A 16773-nucleotide genomic window follows, 5' to 3' on the forward strand; every position below is an offset into this window, starting at 1 on the left:
CAACGGGTGCGCTACGGGCGAACAACCTTGCGCTCATCGGCCGCACACCTGGCACCTTCGGCGGGCACGGAGCGTATCCGGAGCGCCACCGCTCGTAACCCTTGTGCTCCGCGGGAGTTGCATACTGCATGGGCTGGTACGAGCACGAGCTGGGTTGGCCGATCGCCGGTACGACGCCTCCGCACCTGGTCACCGGTGCGCGCTTCGACGCGCTGGAGGTTCCCGCCAAGGTGGGCTTCGCCGCACTGACACGCTTCCCGCGGCCCGGTGAACTGGGGCCCGTCGCGCTGGACGGACGGCGGGTCCTGCTGCTGGTGGCGGCGGGTACGGCGGAGGAACTGCCCGGGCTGCTGGAATGGCTGGAATGGGGCGGAATCCCGCTCGATCTGACCGCCCTGGGTGCGGGCGATCTGATGCGGGCGCCGGCTCATCCCGAATGGGGACGCCGGGAGGCCGCCTACGACCGGACGGCGCCGGTCTGGCTGCGGCCTCCCCAACCGGGCTGCGAGGTGGAACCTACGTTGCCCGCGATGTGCTTCACGGGCCGCTCCGGTACCGATGGTGTGGGGGGACCCATCGGCCTGGTGGCGCTGGTCTCCGCTCTCGCGACGGCCTGCCACCGGGTCCGGCTGCTGGAGAATCAGCCGTGTTCCTTCTCGTACGCCTCGCGAATGGACGCGGGAACACGGCCGCGGTCATTGACCTCATAGCCCTTGTCCTTGGCCCACGCACGAATCTTCGCGGTGTCCTGGCTCGCCGAACCGCCGCGCACAACCTTGGGACCGCGGCCACGGCCGACCCGTCCACCGGTCCTGCGACCGCTGTCCAGGTACGGGGTGAGCAGCCCGCGCAGCTTGTCCGCATTGGCAGTGGTGAGGTCGATCTCGTACGTCACTCCATCGAGTGCGAACGTGACGGTCTCATCCGCCTCGCCGCCGTCGAGGTCGTCAACAAGAAGGACCTGAACCTTCTGTGCCACCGGCTTCCCTTTCATCGAAAACGGATTAACGGTAAAAGCAAAGCGCCTTTTACGGAAAAACACAAACCCCTTGCGCGAAGCTGAGCAAGATGCCCGTGCGCGTACCGGACATACCGGGACCCTCAGAGTTGCAGCAGCATGCGGCTGTTGCCCAAGGTGTTCGGTTTCACTCGCTCGAGGTCGAGGAACTCGGCCACTCCCTCGTCATTGGAACGCAGCAGCTCGCCGAAGACATCACCGTCCACCGGCGTCTCGCCGATCTCGACGAAGCCGTGCTTCGCGAAGAAGTCGACTTCGAAGGTGAGACAGAAAATCCTGCGGACTCCGAGCCAGCGCGCGGTCTGCAAGAGCTTGGCCAGGACTTGATGTCCGACGCCCTTCCCACGCTGTCCCGGATGAACCGCCAGCGTGCGGACCTCTGCCAGGTCCTCCCACATCACATGAAGTGCGCCGCAGGCCACGACGGCGGCGTCCTCGTCGCGTTCGGCGACCCAGAACTCCTGGATGTCCTCATAAAGAGTCACCGTGGGCTTGTCCAGCAGGATGCGGTCACGGACATATGAGTCCAGCAGGCTGCGGACAGCCGGCACATCACTGGTCCTGGCCCGGCGGATGGTGACGTCATTTGATACGAGGGGCATGGCCGGACGCTATCGTTCGTCGGGCTCGGGAGGGGCAGAGGGGTCCACGGACTGGACTACGCGCATTGCGTCCCTGAGAGCTTCCCGCTGTTCCGGCGACATCATGCCGAAGAAGTGCACGAGGGCGGCGGCCGGGTTGTCGCTCGCCGCCCATGCTTCGTTCATCAGTGCGGCCGAGTAAGCAGCTCTTGTGGATACCGCCTCATAGAGATAGGCGCGGCCTTCCGCCTCGCGGCGCAGCCAGCCCTTCTGGTGCAGGTTGTCCATTACGGTCATGACCGTCGTGTACGCGATGGAACGGTCCTGCTGCAGGTCTTCGAGCACTTCGCGAACGGTGACCGGGCGATTCCACTGCCACACCCTGGTCATCACTGCGTCTTCGAGGTCTCCCAATGGACGGGGCACTCTCGAATACTAGTGACATTTGCCGGAAATGCCGCTTATTTAGCGAACCTCGTCGGTTCCGGCCTGCTGGACCGCCTCGGCCTTGGCGAACGCGGCGTCGACCGCCGCGTCCTCCTTGGCCTTGTTGGCCCCGCCCTGGTTCTTGATGATCGTCACGACGAGGCCGATGAAGAAGACCGCCATCACGAACGGCGGCACGAGCGCGGATACGTAGTCCATGCCGTCCAGCGTAGTCAGGCCGAGCGGGCTTCCTCGTCCGGGGGCGTGGCGCGGTGGTGTCCCGGCGGGAACACCTCGGCCGGCGTGGGGACCCGGCGGCCCGGGTCGGGGGCCGCGGGGCCCCTGGACGGCGCCGGGGCCGGAGCGGGCACCTGGGAGGGCCGCGCGGGCTTCTCCCCGGGCTTGCCCGACGTGTCCGGCCGGTCGGCCGCGGAGCCGAACAGGCGAGCCGGCACGGGCGATTCCGTGCGGCCGCCGGGCAGCGAGAGCAGCCGTCCGCGGTCGGCGATCGTGGAGCGTCGGCGCGACGTGGGCATATGGGCCTCCAGGCGGGCTCGTAGATCGTTTTCGGCCAGGTCCTCGCAGCGCCGCAGCAACACGGTGCGGCGGCGGTGCTCGACCGTGCCACAGGGGTGACTGCGCAGCCGCCGCAGCGCCGCGAGGTCGTCGGGGCCCGGCAGGTAGCCGGTGTCGAGGGCGTCCCGCAGCCGTGCGAGATAGCCGGCGGCGCTGCCCGGGAGGGCCTCGCAGTAGCGGGCCAGCTCGGCGAGGAGGAACGTCCGGAGCCGCCCGCCCTCGCTGACCGCTTCGTCCAGGGCCTCGGCGAGCCGGAGGTACTCCTGGAGGTCGTCGGGGACGGATGTCGTGGTGGCGGGTCGGAGGGCCGCTGCGAGGGCGCGCCGGAACACACGCAGTTCGTCCGCGCTGAACGCCATGCCGCCCCGGGACCCGTGTGGCGTGGGCATGAGACGACTTTAAGTGCTAAACGGACAAAATTCCCGTAACGACATGGCTGGATCTGGGGACACCGACCAACCGGGGGACTAACTCGTCGAGACGTTCCGCTCGTAGACCAGGCGCAGCCCGATCAGCGTCAGCCACGGCTCGTGCACATCGATGATCGACGCCTCGCCGAGGACGAGCGGCGCGAGACCGCCGGTGGCGATCACCGTGACGTCGTCCGGGTCGTCGGCGAGTTCCCGGGCCATCCGCTCCGCGACACCGTCGACCTGGCCGGCGAAGCCGTACAGGATGCCGGACTGCATCGCCTCGATGGTGTTCTTGCCGATGACGCTGCGCGGGCGCGCCAGCTCGATCTTGCGCAGCTGCGCGCCGCGCACCCCGAGGGCGTCCACCGAGATCTCGATGCCCGGGGCGATGGCGCCGCCCATGTACTCACCACGCACGGAGACCGCGTCGAAGGTCGTCGCCGTACCGAAGTCCACGACGATGCACGGGCCGTTGTACAGGTGCATGGCCGCGAGGGAGTTGACGATCCGGTCGGAGCCGACCTCCTTCGGGTGGTCCACCAGGATCGGCACACCCGTCTTGATGCCCGGCTCGACGAGGACCGACGGGACGTCCCCGTAGTAACGCCGGGTGACCTCCCGCAGCTCGTGCAGGACCGCCGGCACCGTCGAGCAGATCGCGATGCCGTCGATGCCGTCACCCAGCTCCATGCCGAGCAGCGGGTGCATGCCCATCAGGCCCTGCAGCAGGACCGCCCACTCGTCGGCGGTACGGCGCGAGTCGGTGGAGATCCGCCAGTGCTCGACGATCTCCTCCGCGTCGAAGAGGCCCAGGACGGTGTGCGTGTTGCCGACGTCGATGGTGAGGAGCATGCGGGTCTCAGACTCCCGGGCGAAGGTCGAGGCCGATGTCCAGGATCGGCGAGGAGTGCGTCAGCGCGCCCACCGCCAGGTAGTCGACGCCGGTCTCCGCGTAGGCGCGGGCGGTGTCGAGGGAGAGCCGGCCCGAGGACTCCAGGACGGCGCGGCCGGCGACGTACGTGACGGCCTCGGCGGTCTGCTCGGGGGTGAAGTTGTCGAGCAGGATCAGGTCGGCGCCCGCCGCGAGGACCTCGCGCACCTGGTCCATGGTGTCGACCTCGACCTCGATGGCCAGGTCGGGGAACTCGTCGCGGACCAGCTTGAACGCCTGCGCGACGCCGCCGGCCGCGATCACGTGGTTGTCCTTGACCAGCGCCGCGTCCGACAGCGACATCCGGTGGTTGACGCCGCCGCCGCAGCGCACCGCGTACTTCTCCAGGGCGCGCAGCCCCGGCGTCGTCTTGCGGGTGTCGCGGACCTCCGCCTTGGTGCCTTCCAGCACGTCCGTCCAAGCGCGGGTCGCGGTCGCGATACCGGACAGCCGGCACAGCAGGTTGAGCGCGCTGCGCTCGCCCGTCAGCAGGTCACGGGTGCGGGTGCGGACCGTCAGCAGCACCTGGCCGGGCTCGACGCGGTCGCCGTCCTCGACGTGCCGCTCGACCTCGAACTCGTCGGTGCAGACGACCGACAGGACCGCCTCGGCGATCCGCAGTCCCGCGACGGTGCCGGCCTCGCGGGCGGTGAAGTCACCGGTGGCGAAGGCGTCCTCGGGGACGGTCGCGACGGTGGTGACGTCGACGCCCTGGTCGAGGTCCTCCTCGATCGCGATGTGCGCGATGTCCTCGACCTGGACGGGGTCCAGGCCCGCGTCGACCAGCAGCTGCGCCAGATCGGCGTCCAGACCGCACTGCAGCGGGTCGTGCTCGTACAGCTCCTCCTCGCCGCCGCAGCCGCACGCGTCACCGCAGCCGCCCGAGCCCTCGTCGGGCAGGCCGACGGGCAGGCCGAACTGCGGCAGCGGAAGAAGGACGGGCTGAGGACGGTCCGGGGTACTCACGAGGGCTCCTTGAGGGCTGCGAGGGTCGTCCCCCGCGGGGTTTCTGCGGTCACCGGCAGGCTGTCGAGCGGTGCCTCTTCATTGCGCACCGGCGGGAAGTCCGCCGTGTCGGTGGTGTGGACGGCGAGCGTCCCGTTCGGCGTCAGGCGGACGACGAGGTGCCGGCGCCACCGGTCATCGTCCCGGTCCGGCCGGTCCTCGCGCCAGTGGCAGCCACGAGTCTCCTCCCGGCGGCGGGCGGCCGCGACCAGGACCCGGGCCACCAGGCTCAGGTTGGACGCCTCCCACGTCTCGACGCACGGCTCCGCGGTCTTGCCGTCGCGCTCCAGGTCCTCGACCGAGGCGGTGTGGAGGCGCTCCAGCGCGGTGGCCGCGCCCGCCAGGCTGGCGGCGCTTCGCAGCACGCCCGCGCCCGCCGTCATGATCCGCTGGATCTCGTAGCGGGCCTCGGAGGCGAGCAGCGGGGTGCGGGCCGGCGCGGGGACGACGGGGGCGCCCGGCGCGGTCGGATCGGCGATGATGTCGGCCGCGATGCGCTCGGAGAAGACCAGTCCCTCCAGCAGCGAGTTGGAGGCGAGCCGGTTGGCGCCGTGCACCCCCGTGCAGGCGACCTCACCGCACGCGTACAGGCCCGGCACGGTCGTCCGGCCCAGCAGGTCCGTCCGGACGCCGCCGCTCGCGTAGTGGGCCGCAGGAGCCACCGGGATCGGCTCGGTGACCGGGTCGATGCCGTGCGAACGGCAGGCGGCGAGGATCGTCGGGAAGCGCTCGGCCCACATCTTCGCGCCGAAGTGCCGGGCGTCCAGGAACATGTGCTCGGCGCCGGTCTCCTGCATCCGCCGCGTGATGCCCTTGGCGACGATGTCGCGCGGCGCCAGCTCGGCCAGCTCGTGCTGACCCGTCATGAACCGGATGCCCTCGGCGTCGACCAGGTACGCGCCCTCGCCGCGGACCGCCTCGGACACCAGCGGCTGCTGGCCCTCGGCGTCCGGGCCCAGCCACAGCACGGTCGGGTGGAACTGCACGAACTCCAGGTCGCTGACCTCGGCGCCGGCCCGCAGCGCGAGCGCCACTCCGTCGCCGGTCGAGACCGCCGGGTTGGTCGTCGCGGAGAACACCTGGCCCATGCCGCCGGTCGCGAGCACCACGGCCTTGGCGTGCACCGCGCCGACGCCGTCGCGCTGGCCCTCGCCCATGACGTGCAGAGTGACGCCCGCGGTGCGGCCCGCCTCGTCGGTGAGCAGGTCCAGGACGAGCGCGTTCTCCACGGTCTCGATCCCGGCGTCGCGGACCGCCTCCACGAGGGCGCGGGAGATCTCCGCGCCCGTCGCGTCGCCGCCGGCGTGCGCGATCCGGCGGCGGTGGTGGCCGCCCTCACGGGTCAGCAGGATCTCGCCGGTCTCGTCGGACGTGTCGAACTGCGCGCCGGTGGAGATGAGCCGGCGCACCGCGTCCGGACCCTCGGTGACCAGCGCCCGCACGGCCGGCTCGTCGCACAGCCCGGCGCCCGCGACCAGGGTGTCGTCCAGGTGCTGCTCCGGGGTGTCGCCCTCACCGAGCGCGGCCGCGATGCCGCCCTGGGCCCAGCGCGTGGAGCCGTTGTCCATCTGCGCCTTCGTCACGACGACGACCTTCGCCCCGGCGGCGGCGCAGCGCAGCGCGGTCGTCAGGCCGGCGACGCCGGACCCGACGACGATCACGTCGGCGGCGATCGCCCAGCCGGGGGCGGGGGCGTGCAACCGTATGCCGGTTCCGTTCATCGGGCGGCTCCGAATTCCAGGGGGATGTTGTCGATCAGACGGGTCGTGCCGACCTTCGCGGCGACGGCGAGGATCGCCGGTCCGGTGTGGCCGGGCGGCGCCTCGGTGAAGTCCACGGGGTCGACGAGGGCCAGGTAGTCGACGGCCGGGCCGCCGTCCCCCGTCTGCTCCAGTACGGTGCGCGCCGCCGCTCGTACGGCATCGGGGCCCGCCTGGACCGCGTCCCGGCCGGCGAACAGCGCGCGCGACAGGGCGAGGGCCGCCGGGCGATCGGCGTCCGAGAGGTAGCGGTTGCGGCTGGACAGCGCCAGCCCGTCGCTCTCGCGGACCGTGGGGACGCCGACGATCTCGGCCGGGAAGTTGAGGTCCGTCGCCATCCGGTGGATGAGCGCGAGCTGCTGGGCGTCCTTCTGCCCGAAGAACGCGACGGCCGGGGCGGTGAGGTGGAGCAGCTTCGCGACGACGGTGAGCATGCCGTCGAAGTGGCCGGGGCGGGAGGCGCCCTCGTAGCGCTCGCCCATCGGGCCGGCCGTGATCCGCACCTGCGGTGCCCCGCCCGGGTAGACCTCGTCGGCCGCGGGCGCGAGGACGATGTCCGCACCGGCCTCGGCCGCGATCTTCACATCGGCGTCCAGGGTGCGCGGATAGCGGTCCAGGTCCTCGCCGGGGCCGAACTGCAGCGGATTGACGAAGACGGTGACGACGACCTCGCCGTCCGCCCCCACGTGCTCCCGCGCGGTGCGGACGAGCGTCGCGTGCCCCTCGTGCAGCGCGCCCATCGTCATCACCACGGCGCGCGTGCGGCCGTCCCGGGCGGCCGCCCGCAGTTCCGCGGCCGTCTCCAGCAGGTGCGTGGTCATCGGGGTCCCCCGTCCGCGAGGACTTCGAGCAGTGCCTCGGCGAATTCCGGCTTGAGCATTCCGTTGGCGATCGCGCGGTCCGCGGTGGCCCGCGCCATCGCCAGATAGGAGGCGACGGCCTGCGGGGAGTGCTTGCGCAGCTCCGCCAGGTGGGCGGTGACCGTGCCCGCGTCGCCGCGCGCGACCGGGCCGGTGAGGGCGCCGTCACCGGCCCGCAGGGCGTTGTCGAGTGCGGCGCCGAGCAGCGGGCCGAGCATCCGGCCCGGCTCCTCCACGCCCGCCGCGCGCAGCAGCTCCATGGACTGGGCGACCAGGGTGACCAGGTGGTTCGCACCGATCGCCAGACCCGCGTGGTAGAGCGGGCGGGCCGCCTCGTCGATCCACTCGGGCTCGCCGCCCATCTCGATGACGAGTGCCTCGGCGGCCATCCGCAGCTGCTCGGGGGCGGTGACGCCGAAGGAGCAGCCGGCCAGCCGCTGCACGTCCACCGCGGTGCCGGTGAAGGTCATCGCGGGGTGCAGCGCGAGCGGCAGGGCGCCGGCCCGCAGCGCCGGTTCGAGGACGCCCGTGCCGTACCGGCCCGAGGTGTGCACGATCAGCTGGCCGGGGCGTACGGCGCCGGTCTCGGCGAGGCCGGCGACCAGGCCGGGCAGCGCGTCGTCGGGGACCGTCAGCAGGACGAGGTCCGCGCGGGCGAGCACCTCTTTGGGCTCGACCAGCGGCACGTCGGGCAGCAGGGTCGCCGCGCGGCGCCGTGAGAGGTCGGAGACCCCTGACGCGGCCACCGGCCGGTGACCCGCGAGCTTGAGGGCGGCGGCGAGCGCCGGTCCGACCCGGCCCGCGCCGACGACGCCGACGGTGAGGCGGGCGGGGCGCGCCTCCGCTTCGGAGGGCATGGGGCCCGGGGTATGCGATGCGTTCACGCTGCGCTGGCCTTCCGTTCCAGTCCTGAGCGGTACCGGACGTTCTCGTCAATGCTACGCGAATGCTTCCCGGCCTCCCCGGGGGTCCACCGGACGGACACCGGGCAGCCGGGAAATCCCCCTCGGCAGAAGGGGGGCCCGTGGGGCAGGATCGGTGCCATGGGCAATGCGATCGACGACGAGAAGGCAGCGCGACTGGCGGCTGTACGGGCGTGCGACCGGGTGCTGTCCGGCGGCAAGCGGCCGCTGATGCGCGAACGGCTGGAGCGTCTGGTGGCCGAGAGCGCGGCCGCGTACGACCTGGACCTGCCGCTGGACATGTACGGCGACGGCGTCGTCGCCACGCTGGAGCAGCGGGTGGCGGAGCTGCTGGGCATGGAGGCCGCGGCGTTCTTCCCGACCGGCACGATGGCGCAGCAGGTGGCCCTGCGGTGCTGGGCGGGCCGGACGGGCAACCCGGCGGTCGCCCTGCACCCGCTGGCCCATCCCGAGGTGCATGAGCGCGACGCCCTCTCGGTGGTGAGCGGGCTGCGCACCGTCCATCCGACGACCGCGCCCAGGATGCCGACCGCGGAGGAGATCCGGAACCTCGACGAACCGTTCGGCACGCTGATGCTGGAGCTGCCGCTGCGCGACGCCGGCTTCCAGCTGCCCACCTGGGAGGAGCTGACCGCGACGGTGGCCGCCGCGCGCGACCGGGACGCCGTGGTGCACTTCGACGGCGCCCGCCTGTGGGAGTGCCCGCCGCACTTCGGACACTCCCTGGCGGAGATCGCGGACCTCGCGGACAGCGTCTACGTGTCGTTCTACAAGTCGCTCGACGGCATCGCGGGCGCGGTGCTCGCCGGCCCGGCGGACCTGATCGCGGAGGCGAAGGCCTGGCGCCACCGGTACGGCGGGCTGCCCTTCCAGCAGTTCCCGACGGTGCTCGCCGCGCTGGCAGGACTGGACACCGAACTGCCGCGCCTGCCCTCGTACGTGGCGCACGCGAAGAACGTCGTGGAGGGGCTCCGGGACGGCCTCGAGGGCGCGGTGCCCTTCTTCCGGATCAACCCCCCGGTGCCCTTCACCCACCAGTTCCAGGTGTGGCTGCCGTACCCGGCCTCGGTCCTGGACGCGGCCGGGCTGCGCCAGGCCCTGGAGACGAAGTCCGTCGTGTTCGGCAAGTGGTTCGACAGCGAGGTGCCGGGGATGGCGGTGACCGAGGTGACGGTGGCCGCGTCGGCGCTGGAGTGGACGGTGGACGACGTCGCGGAGGCGGTACGGGCGTTCGTGGAGCGCCTGCAGCAGGACTGAACCGGGCCCGGGAGCGAACGCGCCGCACCTCCCGCGTCACTCGCCCGCGACCCGCAGCAGCAGCTTGCCGGTGGTGGTGCGGGTGTCCATGAGGCGGTGTGCCTCGGCGGCCTCCTCCAGCGGGAATTCGGCGGTGACCGGCAGCTCGACCTTGCCGCCGGCGACGAGCTGGAACGACCTGTCGGCGATCGCGCGCAGCCGCTCCGGCTCGTTCTCGGCGATGGTGAGGATCGAGAAACCGGCCACCGACAGGCCGCGCGGGTACAGCTCGGGCTGGCCGAGCTGCCAGGGGGCGCCGCCGCCGGCGTTGCCGAAGGAGACGAGCCGGCCGAACAGCGCGAGGGAGTCCAGGCTGCGGCGGAGTGTGTCGCCGCCGACCGGGTCGAGCGCGAGATCGACGCCGCGGCCGCCGGTGGCCCGCCGGACCTCCACGGCGAAGTCGTCGCCGACGAACACCTCGTCGTAGCCGTACTTGAGCGCTTCCGCGACCTTCTCCGGCCGCGACACGACCCCGTAGACGGCACCCGCCCCACCGAGCCGGGCCACCTGCCCGGCGACCGTGCCGACCCCGCCGGCCGCGCCCTGGACCAGTACGGTCTCTCCGGCGCGCAGCCGGCCGACCTCGTGCACCAGGCCCTGAACGGTCGGCAGAACGGTCGGCAGGGAGGCACCGACCCGCAGGGACACGCCACCGGGCAGCGCGAAGACGGTGACGGCGGGGGCCGTGACGACCTCCGCGTAGCCGCTGTGCGGCGTCAGGGCGGCGACCTGCTGCCCGACGGCCAGACCTTCGACGCCGGCGCCGACGGCACGGATCCGGCCGGACACCTCGAGACCGGGACGGAACGGCAGCGCCGGCACCCGGTACCCGTCGGCACGGGCCTTGGTGTCGGCGAAGTTCACCCCGACGTAGGCCACGTCGACGGTCACCTCACCGGGTCCTGGCTCCGGCACCGGAACCTCGGTCACCCGCAGGACCTCGGGTCCGCCGAACTCTCCGAATTCGATTGCACGCATGACAGCCACCCCTCGCCAACTGTTCGATGAAAAGCGAACTCTGAAGCCTGGAGCCGGAGCCTAGTGGCCGCCGGTGCCGGCGCGTACCAGGCCCGTCTCGTAGGCCAGTACCACCGCCTGGACGCGGTCGCGCAGGTCGAGCTTGGTGAGGATCCGGCCGACGTGGGTCTTCACCGTCGCCTCGGACAGCACCAGCTTCCGCGCGATCTCACCGTTCGACAGCCCCTGGGCGACGAGCAGCAGCACCTCGCGCTCGCGCTCGGTCAGCCGGTTCACCGCCGTGTTGTCCGGGGCGCCGGAGCTGGGCAGCATCGGCGTGAAGCGGTCCAGCAGGCGGCGGGTGGTGCTCGGGGCGACGACCGCGTCCCCGCTGTGCACGGAACGGATCGCGCCCAGCAGCTCGTCCGGCGGGACGTCCTTGAGCATGAAGCCGCTGGCGCCCGCCTTGAGCGCCGAGAAGGCGTACTCGTCCAGGTCGAAGGTGGTGAGGATGAGCACCCGCGGGCCGCCGTCGTCCGGCTTGCGGTCCGGGCCGCCGCAGATCTGGCGGGTCGCCTCGACGCCGTCGAGGCGCGGCATGCGGACGTCCATCAGCACCACGTCCACCTTGGTGGAGCGCAGCACCTCGATCGCCTCCGCGCCGTCGCCCGCCTCCGCGACGACCTCCATGTCGGGCTGGGCCTGCAGCACCATGCGGAAACCGGTGCGCAACAGCACCTGGTCGTCGACGAGCATTACGCGGATCGCCATCGTGTTCTGGTCCTCTTCTGCTGGAAATCGGCTTCTGGGGGTCGGCGGGGATGACCGGGCGGGGCGGGACGGCGGGGGGCGCCGGGGGCGTCAGCGTCCCGTCTTGAGGGGCAGCACGGCGCTGATCCGGAAGCCGCCGCCGGGCCGTGGCCCGGCCTCCAGCGTGCCGCCGATCATGGCGATGCGCTCGCGCATCCCGATCAGGCCCTGCCCGAGGCCGTCCTGACCGCCGTCCTCGTACAGCTCGTGCTGGGAGCCCCGCCCGTCGTCCTCGATGAGCAGGTCCAGTTCGGCGTCCGCGAAGACGAGCTGGACGGTGGCGGTCGCGTCGATGCCGCCGTGCTTGCGGGTGTTGGTCAGTGCCTCCTGGACGATGCGGTACGCGGTCAGCTCCACGCCGCTGGAGAGCGGACGGGCCTCGCCGGTCACCTCGAAGCGGACCGGCAGGCCGGCGCCGCGCACCTGCTCGACGAGCTCGGCGAGCTGGTCGACACCGGGCTGCGGCACGTACTCGCCGCCGCTGTCGTCGCCCGCCCGCAGCAGACCGAGCAGCCGGCGCATCTCGGCGAGCGCCTGGCGGCCGGTGCTGGAGATCGTCGACAGCGCCTGCTTGGCCTGCTCGGGCGACGCGTCCAGCACATAGGCGGCGCCGTCCGCCTGCACCACCATCACCGACACGTTGTGCGCCACCACGTCGTGCAACTCACGGGCGATACGGGCCCGCTCGGCGGCGACCGCGGCCTTGGACTGCGCCTCGCGCTCCCGCTGGAGCCGGGCGGCGCGCTCCTCCAGCTGGAGGTAGTAGGCGCGGCGGGTGCGCAGGCTGTCGCCGATGACCCAGGCGAGCGCGAAGGGGACGGACACGAAGATCACCTGGGCGATGCCGACCCAGGTGCTGGAGTACGGGTTGTCCTCCGGCCAGCGCAGGGTCGAGATCGGCGAGGCGCTCAGACCGCCGACGAGGGCGAGCCGCGAGGACCAGCGGGCGCCGTTGGCAGCGGCGGTGTAGACGGCGACCAGCATCGCGAAGTCGCCGGGATTGACCCGGACGTCCAGCAGGAGCTGGGCGATCCCGAGGGCGATGACCAGCAGCAGCGTGTTCTCCGGCGACCGGCGGCGCAGCGCGACGACGGCGCTCAGCCCGAACGCGATCGGGATCGCGGCCAGCCGGGAGAACTGCGATGCCTGGCTGTTCTCCATCACCCACAGCGCGCTGAACCCGAGCAGGACGAGAGCCCAGAAGCTGTCGACCCATGTCGGGTGTCTGCGGAGGAAGGAGTAGAGGCGCTGCACATTACCCAGCGTATGCAGGGGAATGGCGGTCCGGGGTCAACCGCCAGATCGATCTCGGGTACTCCGCAAGGTGGAGGGAACCCCCTTGAACCCGGCATTGGTCCCGTTGTGGTCCCGCATTGGTCCCGTTCCGCCCCGATATCGCCCCTCAGTGGACTCAGGGGGTCACGACCCGATCACAGGGGGGCCGTCGGATCCCACCCCTGCGGACCTGCGGACCGGCCTCGCCCCGACCCGGCGGTCAGCCCGCGCGGCCCCGGCGGTCAGCCCGCGCGGCGGTGGTTGCGCGAGCGGGAGCGCTTCTCGATGTACATGCGCTGGTCCGCGGAGTGCAGGATCTCATCGGCGGTCATACCGCAGCCGGCCCAGCCGATGCCGAAGCTGGCACCGACGCGTACCGCCCGGCCGTCGACCCGGATGGGCGGGATGATCGCGTTGCGCAGCCGCACCGAGAGGTCCTGCGCGTCGGCCGGGCCCAGGCCGTCGGCGAGGACCACGAACTCGTCGCCGCCGAGCCGGGCCACGGTGTCGCCGTCACGGACCACGCTCGCCAGCCGGCGGGCGACCTCGATCAGAACGGCGTCGCCCGTGTGGTGACCGAACCGGTCGTTGATCGACTTGAAGCCGTCCAGGTCGCAGAAGAGCACGGCCAGCCCCTTGCTGCCCGAGTCCACGCTCTCGTCCGGCGCGATGGTGTGGGTGTGCAGGTCGTAGCCGCTGACCGCCCCCATGGGGCTGGCCATCTCGTCAGGGCCGAAGCCGTAGCTGAACGCGAACTCGTCGGGTGCGGCGTCGGACACCGCGTCGTCCGGCCGTTGACAGAGCCGGCTGGAGAGCCGGGCGCGCAGCTCAGCGCTGTTCGGCAGCCCGGTCAGTGAGTCGTGGCTGGCGCGGTGGGCGAGCTGCATCTCGCGGCCCTTGCGCTCCTCGATGTCCTCGACGTGGGTCAGCAGGAAGCGCGGGCCGTCCGCCGTGTCCGCGACGACGGAGTTGCGCAGCGAGACCCACACATAGGTGCCGTCGCGGCGGGCCAGACGCAGCTCGGCCCGGCCGCCCTCGGCGGAGGTCCGCAGCAGCAGGCCGACGTCCTCGGGGTGGACGAGGTCGGAGAACGAGTAACGGCGCATCACGGAGGCGGGCCGGCCCAGCAGCCGGCACAGCGCGTCGTTGGCACGCAGCAGCTTGCCGTGCTGGTCGCCGCCCATCTCGGCGATGGCCATACCGCTGGGCGCGTACTCGAACGCCTGCCGGAAGCTCTCCTCGCTGGCGCGCAGCGCCTGCTGGTCGCGCTCCAGCCGGACCAGCGCCCGCTGCATGTTGGCCCGCAGCCGGGCGTTGCTGATGGCGATGGCGGCCTGGAAGGCGTACATCTGGAGCGCCTCGCACCCCCACGGTCCCGGGTGCCGGCCGTTGGTGGGCTTGTCGACGGAGATGACGCCGATCAGCTCCCCGCCGATGTTCGCGGAGGCGTACATCGGGGCGTAGAGCCGGTCGTTGGGGTGCCACTCGTCCGGGAAGCGGGGCGGCGGGCCGTCGGTGTGCCACTGCGGGACGTCGTCGTCGACCAGGACCCAGCCCTCGGTGTGCGGTATGAACCGCAACATCCCCCAGCGCTCACCCATGTTCAGCCGGCGCTCCCACGAGGCGCGGGATCCGACGCGGCCGGCGAGCAGTGACTCGGCGGCGGCACTTCCGGCGAAGGCGGCGACGACCAGGTCGCCGTCCGGGCGCACCAGGTTCACGGCGCAGAGTTCATAGCCCAGCCCGTTGACCACCCCGTCGGCCACGGCCTGCAGGGTGTCGGCGAGACTTCGTGCCGTATTGAGGTCTGCTACGACCTGGTGCAGCTGACGCAGGGTCGCGAGACGGACATACGGCTCCGACTCGGTGTCCATGCCTCTCTCCGAGCCCTCGACAGCAACTCCTGGGATTTCTTGTCGTCCGATTGCCACGGCAACTGAATCACAGCGAGCAGTTCGGCCGGTACACAGGGTCAACAATTCCTGCCCCTTGTGACTCAAGTCACAGGAGTTTGTCCGGGCTTGACCACGGAGCGTATGGCTTTGGGCCTAGGACCCGGCTAGTACCGGCCTAAGCCGGGCCCGGACCGGTCCTGGTCCTGAAGCCCGATGCGCGGGGCCAGAACGGGGACGTACCGTCCTTGGTGTGCTGCAGACAACCGCTGTCCCCCATCCTGGGATCATGGCCCACCCCGACGACTTCCGCGCCGCGATGGCCCGCCTCGCGGCCGGCGTCGTTCTCGTCACCGCTCATGACCCGGAGGACGGGCCCAGGGGCGAGGACGTCGGCATGACGGCCACCGCGTTCCTGTCCGTCTCGCTCGAACCGCCGATGGTACTGGTGAGCGTTCGGGCGGACTCGCGAATGGACGATCTGCTGGAGCGGCAGCCGCTGTGGGCGGCGTCCGTGCTCAGCGAGAGCCAGCGGCACATCGCGGGGCGCTTCGCGATGCGCGGGCGGATCAGCGACCGGCTGCTCTTCGAGGACGTCGCCTACTACCGCGGCGCCCGATCCGGGGCGCCGATACTCGGCGGGGCGCTCTCGGTGCTGGAGTGCGAGACGGAACAACGGGTCACGGCCGGGGACCACACCCTCGTCATCGGACGGGTGCTCGCCGCGCAGACGCCGAGCGCCGACGGCTCACCGCTCGTCTACTTCAAGGGCCGCTACCGGCAGCTCGGCTAGGGCGTGTTGCGAAAGTCCCGGCGTCAGTCCCAGGAACGCTGATCGCGGCCGCGCTTGGTCTCGCCGCGCTGCTTCTTGTGCCGCAGCCGGCGCTCGTTGATCCCGCGCGGGATCTTCGTCGGACGGCGCGGCTTCGGCGGCGGGGCGGTGGCCGTCGCCAGCACCGACGCCAGCCGGGCGAGCGCCGTCTCCCGGTTGCGCCACTGCGAGCGGTGCTCGGAGGCCTTGACCGTCAGAACGCCGGAGACGAGCTTGCCCGCGAGGCGCTCCAGCGCCCGGTCCTTCCAGACCGGCGGCAGGGATTCCGTACCGGCGAGGTCGAAGCGCAGCTCGACCTGGCTGTCACTGGTGTTCACATGCTGCCCGCCCGGCCCCGACGACCTGGAGAAACGCCACAGGAGCTCGGCCTCCGGGACGGAGACGGAGCCGCGAATGACAAGGGGACCGGACATGCGTCCTATGATCCCGTGTTCCGACGGCTCCCGTCACAGGGTTTTCCACGGTGGTTTCGGCCGCTGTGGCCAATCGTGAATCCTTCGAAGGGAACCAGACAGTCCTCTGACGGCGTTGTGACGGGTGACGGTAGCTTCGTCGGCAACAACCCATCTCCATGGAGGGGACTCCCAATGGCTGTAAGCCTGTCCAAGGGCGGCAACGTCTCGCTGACCAAAGAGGCGCCTGGCCTGACGGCGGTCACGGTCGGTCTCGGCTGGGACGTCCGTACCACCACCGGTACCGACTTCGACCTCGACGCGAGCGCCATCGCTGTGAACACCACCGGCAAGGTCTACTCGGACGGCCACTTCGTCTTCTTCAACAACAAGGCGACGCCCGACCAGTCCATCGTGCACACCGGCGACAACAAGACCGGTGAGGGCGAGGGCGACGACGAGCAGATCAAGGTCAACCTGGCGGCGCTCCCGGCCGACATCGACAAGATCGTCTTCCCGGTCTCGATCTACGACGCCGAGACCCGGAGCCAGAACTTCGGCCAGGTCCGCAACGCCTACATCCGCATCGTCAACCAGGCCGGCGAGGCGGAGATCGCCCGCTACGACCTGAGCGAGGACTCGGCCACCGAGACCGCGATGGTCTTCGGCGAGCTGTACCGCAACGGCGCGGAGTGGAAGTTCCGCGCGGTGGGCCAGGGCTACGCCTCCGGCCTCGTGGGTATCGCCACGGACTTCGGCGTCAACCTCTGACACCGGCTCCACCTCCCGACGGCCTCCGGATCGCACCCTGATCCGGAGGCCGTCG

General features: G+C 71.4%; 19 protein-coding genes. 4 read left to right on the plus strand and 15 right to left on the minus strand.

The genetic code is table 11. The features are described 5' to 3' along the window. The first annotated feature begins 128 nt into the window (after nucleotides 1-128). Entirely contained in the window at nucleotides 129-710 is a 582-nt protein-coding gene (locus G3I60_RS32740; RefSeq protein WP_187144969.1) for an SCO3374 family protein, read from the plus strand. Here the strand turns inward: G3I60_RS32740 and G3I60_RS32745 are convergent. From G3I60_RS32745 to G3I60_RS32790, 10 genes are all read right to left on the minus strand, one after another. Then, nucleotides 641-979: an Lsr2 family protein gene (locus G3I60_RS32745; protein WP_138354121.1), complete on the minus strand. Its 339-nt coding sequence runs from the start codon at nucleotides 977-979 to the stop codon at nucleotides 641-643. The genes G3I60_RS32740 and G3I60_RS32745 overlap by 70 nt on opposite strands. Before the next feature lie 122 nt (nucleotides 980-1101). Further along, nucleotides 1102-1620 carry an amino-acid N-acetyltransferase gene (locus G3I60_RS32750; RefSeq protein ID WP_138354120.1) on the minus strand — a complete coding sequence of 173 codons (519 nt, stop codon included), beginning with the start codon at nucleotides 1618-1620 and terminating at the stop codon, nucleotides 1102-1104. 9 nt (nucleotides 1621-1629) lie between these two features. Continuing rightward, the gene (locus tag G3I60_RS32755; RefSeq protein WP_138354119.1) at nucleotides 1630-2025 is read right to left on the minus strand and encodes a BlaI/MecI/CopY family transcriptional regulator; all 396 of its coding nucleotides are present in this window, start codon (nucleotides 2023-2025) and stop codon (nucleotides 1630-1632) included. A 39-nt stretch (nucleotides 2026-2064) separates the two neighbouring features. Then, nucleotides 2065-2244, minus strand: a complete 180-nt coding sequence (locus G3I60_RS32760; RefSeq protein ID WP_138354118.1) for a hypothetical protein — start codon at nucleotides 2242-2244, stop codon at nucleotides 2065-2067. A gap of 14 nt (nucleotides 2245-2258) precedes the next feature. Next, complete coding sequence (locus G3I60_RS32765; RefSeq protein WP_239070545.1) at nucleotides 2259-2990, minus strand: hypothetical protein; 732 nt, start codon at nucleotides 2988-2990, stop codon at nucleotides 2259-2261. Between the two features lie 78 nt (nucleotides 2991-3068). Then, nucleotides 3069-3866 (minus strand): type III pantothenate kinase, encoded by a 798-nt coding sequence (locus tag G3I60_RS32770; RefSeq protein ID WP_138354117.1) that lies wholly within the window; start codon nucleotides 3864-3866, stop codon nucleotides 3069-3071. 7 nt (nucleotides 3867-3873) lie between these two features. After that, nucleotides 3874-4911, minus strand: a complete 1038-nt coding sequence (gene nadC, locus G3I60_RS32775; RefSeq protein ID WP_164296160.1) for a carboxylating nicotinate-nucleotide diphosphorylase — start codon at nucleotides 4909-4911, stop codon at nucleotides 3874-3876. Continuing rightward, nucleotides 4908-6671, minus strand: coding sequence for an L-aspartate oxidase (locus G3I60_RS32780; protein WP_164296159.1), 1764 nt, complete (start codon nucleotides 6669-6671; stop codon nucleotides 4908-4910). The genes nadC and G3I60_RS32780 overlap by 4 nt, the downstream gene beginning before the upstream one ends. Continuing rightward, the gene (panC, locus tag G3I60_RS32785; protein WP_164296157.1) at nucleotides 6668-7531 is read right to left on the minus strand and encodes a pantoate--beta-alanine ligase; all 864 of its coding nucleotides are present in this window, start codon (nucleotides 7529-7531) and stop codon (nucleotides 6668-6670) included. The genes G3I60_RS32780 and panC overlap by 4 nt, the downstream gene beginning before the upstream one ends. Next, entirely contained in the window at nucleotides 7528-8427 is a 900-nt protein-coding gene (locus tag G3I60_RS32790) for a Rossmann-like and DUF2520 domain-containing protein (protein WP_164296156.1), read from the minus strand. The genes panC and G3I60_RS32790 overlap by 4 nt, the downstream gene beginning before the upstream one ends. A 186-nt stretch (nucleotides 8428-8613) precedes the next feature. Between G3I60_RS32790 and G3I60_RS32795 the strand changes: the two genes are divergently transcribed. Continuing rightward, nucleotides 8614-9750 (plus strand): low specificity L-threonine aldolase, encoded by a 1137-nt coding sequence (locus G3I60_RS32795; protein WP_164296154.1) that lies wholly within the window; start codon nucleotides 8614-8616, stop codon nucleotides 9748-9750. A 36-nt stretch (nucleotides 9751-9786) separates the two neighbouring features. On the opposite strand, the gene G3I60_RS32800 is transcribed toward G3I60_RS32795, so the two are convergent. The 4 genes from G3I60_RS32800 to cdgB form a co-directional block, all read right to left on the minus strand. Further along, on the minus strand, nucleotides 9787-10767 hold the full coding sequence (locus G3I60_RS32800) for a zinc-binding dehydrogenase (protein ID WP_164296153.1): 981 nt from the start codon (nucleotides 10765-10767) through the stop codon (nucleotides 9787-9789). 60 nt (nucleotides 10768-10827) lie between these two features. Further along, nucleotides 10828-11517, minus strand: coding sequence for a response regulator transcription factor (locus tag G3I60_RS32805; protein ID WP_138354110.1), 690 nt, complete (start codon nucleotides 11515-11517; stop codon nucleotides 10828-10830). Between the two features lie 90 nt (nucleotides 11518-11607). Continuing rightward, nucleotides 11608-12810 (minus strand): sensor histidine kinase, encoded by a 1203-nt coding sequence (locus G3I60_RS32810; RefSeq protein ID WP_138354109.1) that lies wholly within the window; start codon nucleotides 12808-12810, stop codon nucleotides 11608-11610. Nucleotides 12811-13073: 263 nt separating this feature from the next. Further along, nucleotides 13074-14705: a diguanylate cyclase CdgB gene (gene cdgB / locus G3I60_RS32815; RefSeq protein WP_138354108.1), complete on the minus strand. Its 1632-nt coding sequence runs from the start codon at nucleotides 14703-14705 to the stop codon at nucleotides 13074-13076. 307 nt (nucleotides 14706-15012) lie between these two features. Here cdgB and G3I60_RS32820 point away from each other — a divergent pair, with 307 nt between their 5' ends. After that, the gene (locus G3I60_RS32820; protein ID WP_138354107.1) at nucleotides 15013-15516 is read left to right on the plus strand and encodes a flavin reductase family protein; all 504 of its coding nucleotides are present in this window, start codon (nucleotides 15013-15015) and stop codon (nucleotides 15514-15516) included. A 23-nt stretch (nucleotides 15517-15539) separates the two neighbouring features. Here the strand turns inward: G3I60_RS32820 and arfB are convergent, their stop codons facing one another. Continuing rightward, nucleotides 15540-15968, minus strand: coding sequence for an alternative ribosome rescue aminoacyl-tRNA hydrolase ArfB (gene arfB / locus G3I60_RS32825; protein ID WP_138354106.1), 429 nt, complete (start codon nucleotides 15966-15968; stop codon nucleotides 15540-15542). A gap of 174 nt (nucleotides 15969-16142) precedes the next feature. Here arfB and G3I60_RS32830 point away from each other — a divergent pair, with 174 nt between their 5' ends. Next, complete coding sequence (locus G3I60_RS32830) at nucleotides 16143-16718, plus strand: TerD family protein (protein ID WP_138354105.1); 576 nt, start codon at nucleotides 16143-16145, stop codon at nucleotides 16716-16718. Nucleotides 16719-16773 lie beyond the last annotated feature (55 nt).

The sequence above is a fragment of the Streptomyces sp. SID13666 genome, assembly GCF_010548325.1.
GTDB lineage: Bacteria > Actinomycetota > Actinomycetes > Streptomycetales > Streptomycetaceae > Actinacidiphila > Actinacidiphila fildesensis.

Excerpts from the sequence above, each read along its gene's own strand:
- G3I60_RS32740 (WP_187144969.1), top strand. The coding sequence starts at position 129 with ATGGGCTGGTACGAGCACGAGCTGGGTTGGCCGATCGCCGGTACGACG.
- G3I60_RS32750 (WP_138354120.1), bottom strand. The coding sequence starts at position 1,620 with ATGCCCCTCGTATCAAATGACGTCACCATCCGCCGGGCCAGGACCAGT.
- G3I60_RS32760 (WP_138354118.1), bottom strand. The coding sequence starts at position 2,244 with ATGGACTACGTATCCGCGCTCGTGCCGCCGTTCGTGATGGCGGTCTTC.
- G3I60_RS32765 (WP_239070545.1), bottom strand. The coding sequence starts at position 2,990 with ATGCCCACGCCACACGGGTCCCGGGGCGGCATGGCGTTCAGCGCGGAC.
- G3I60_RS32770 (WP_138354117.1), bottom strand. The coding sequence starts at position 3,866 with ATGCTCCTCACCATCGACGTCGGCAACACGCACACCGTCCTGGGCCTC.
- G3I60_RS32780 (WP_164296159.1), bottom strand. The coding sequence starts at position 6,671 with ATGAACGGAACCGGCATACGGTTGCACGCCCCCGCCCCCGGCTGGGCG.
- panC (WP_164296157.1), bottom strand. The coding sequence starts at position 7,531 with ATGACCACGCACCTGCTGGAGACGGCCGCGGAACTGCGGGCGGCCGCC.
- G3I60_RS32790 (WP_164296156.1), bottom strand. The coding sequence starts at position 8,427 with ATGCCCTCCGAAGCGGAGGCGCGCCCCGCCCGCCTCACCGTCGGCGTC.
- G3I60_RS32795 (WP_164296154.1), top strand. The coding sequence starts at position 8,614 with ATGGGCAATGCGATCGACGACGAGAAGGCAGCGCGACTGGCGGCTGTA.
- G3I60_RS32800 (WP_164296153.1), bottom strand. The coding sequence starts at position 10,767 with ATGCGTGCAATCGAATTCGGAGAGTTCGGCGGACCCGAGGTCCTGCGG.
- G3I60_RS32805 (WP_138354110.1), bottom strand. The coding sequence starts at position 11,517 with ATGGCGATCCGCGTAATGCTCGTCGACGACCAGGTGCTGTTGCGCACC.
- cdgB (WP_138354108.1), bottom strand. The coding sequence starts at position 14,705 with ATGGACACCGAGTCGGAGCCGTATGTCCGTCTCGCGACCCTGCGTCAG.
- G3I60_RS32820 (WP_138354107.1), top strand. The coding sequence starts at position 15,013 with ATGGCCCACCCCGACGACTTCCGCGCCGCGATGGCCCGCCTCGCGGCC.
- arfB (WP_138354106.1), bottom strand. The coding sequence starts at position 15,968 with ATGTCCGGTCCCCTTGTCATTCGCGGCTCCGTCTCCGTCCCGGAGGCC.
- G3I60_RS32830 (WP_138354105.1), top strand. The coding sequence starts at position 16,143 with ATGGCTGTAAGCCTGTCCAAGGGCGGCAACGTCTCGCTGACCAAAGAG.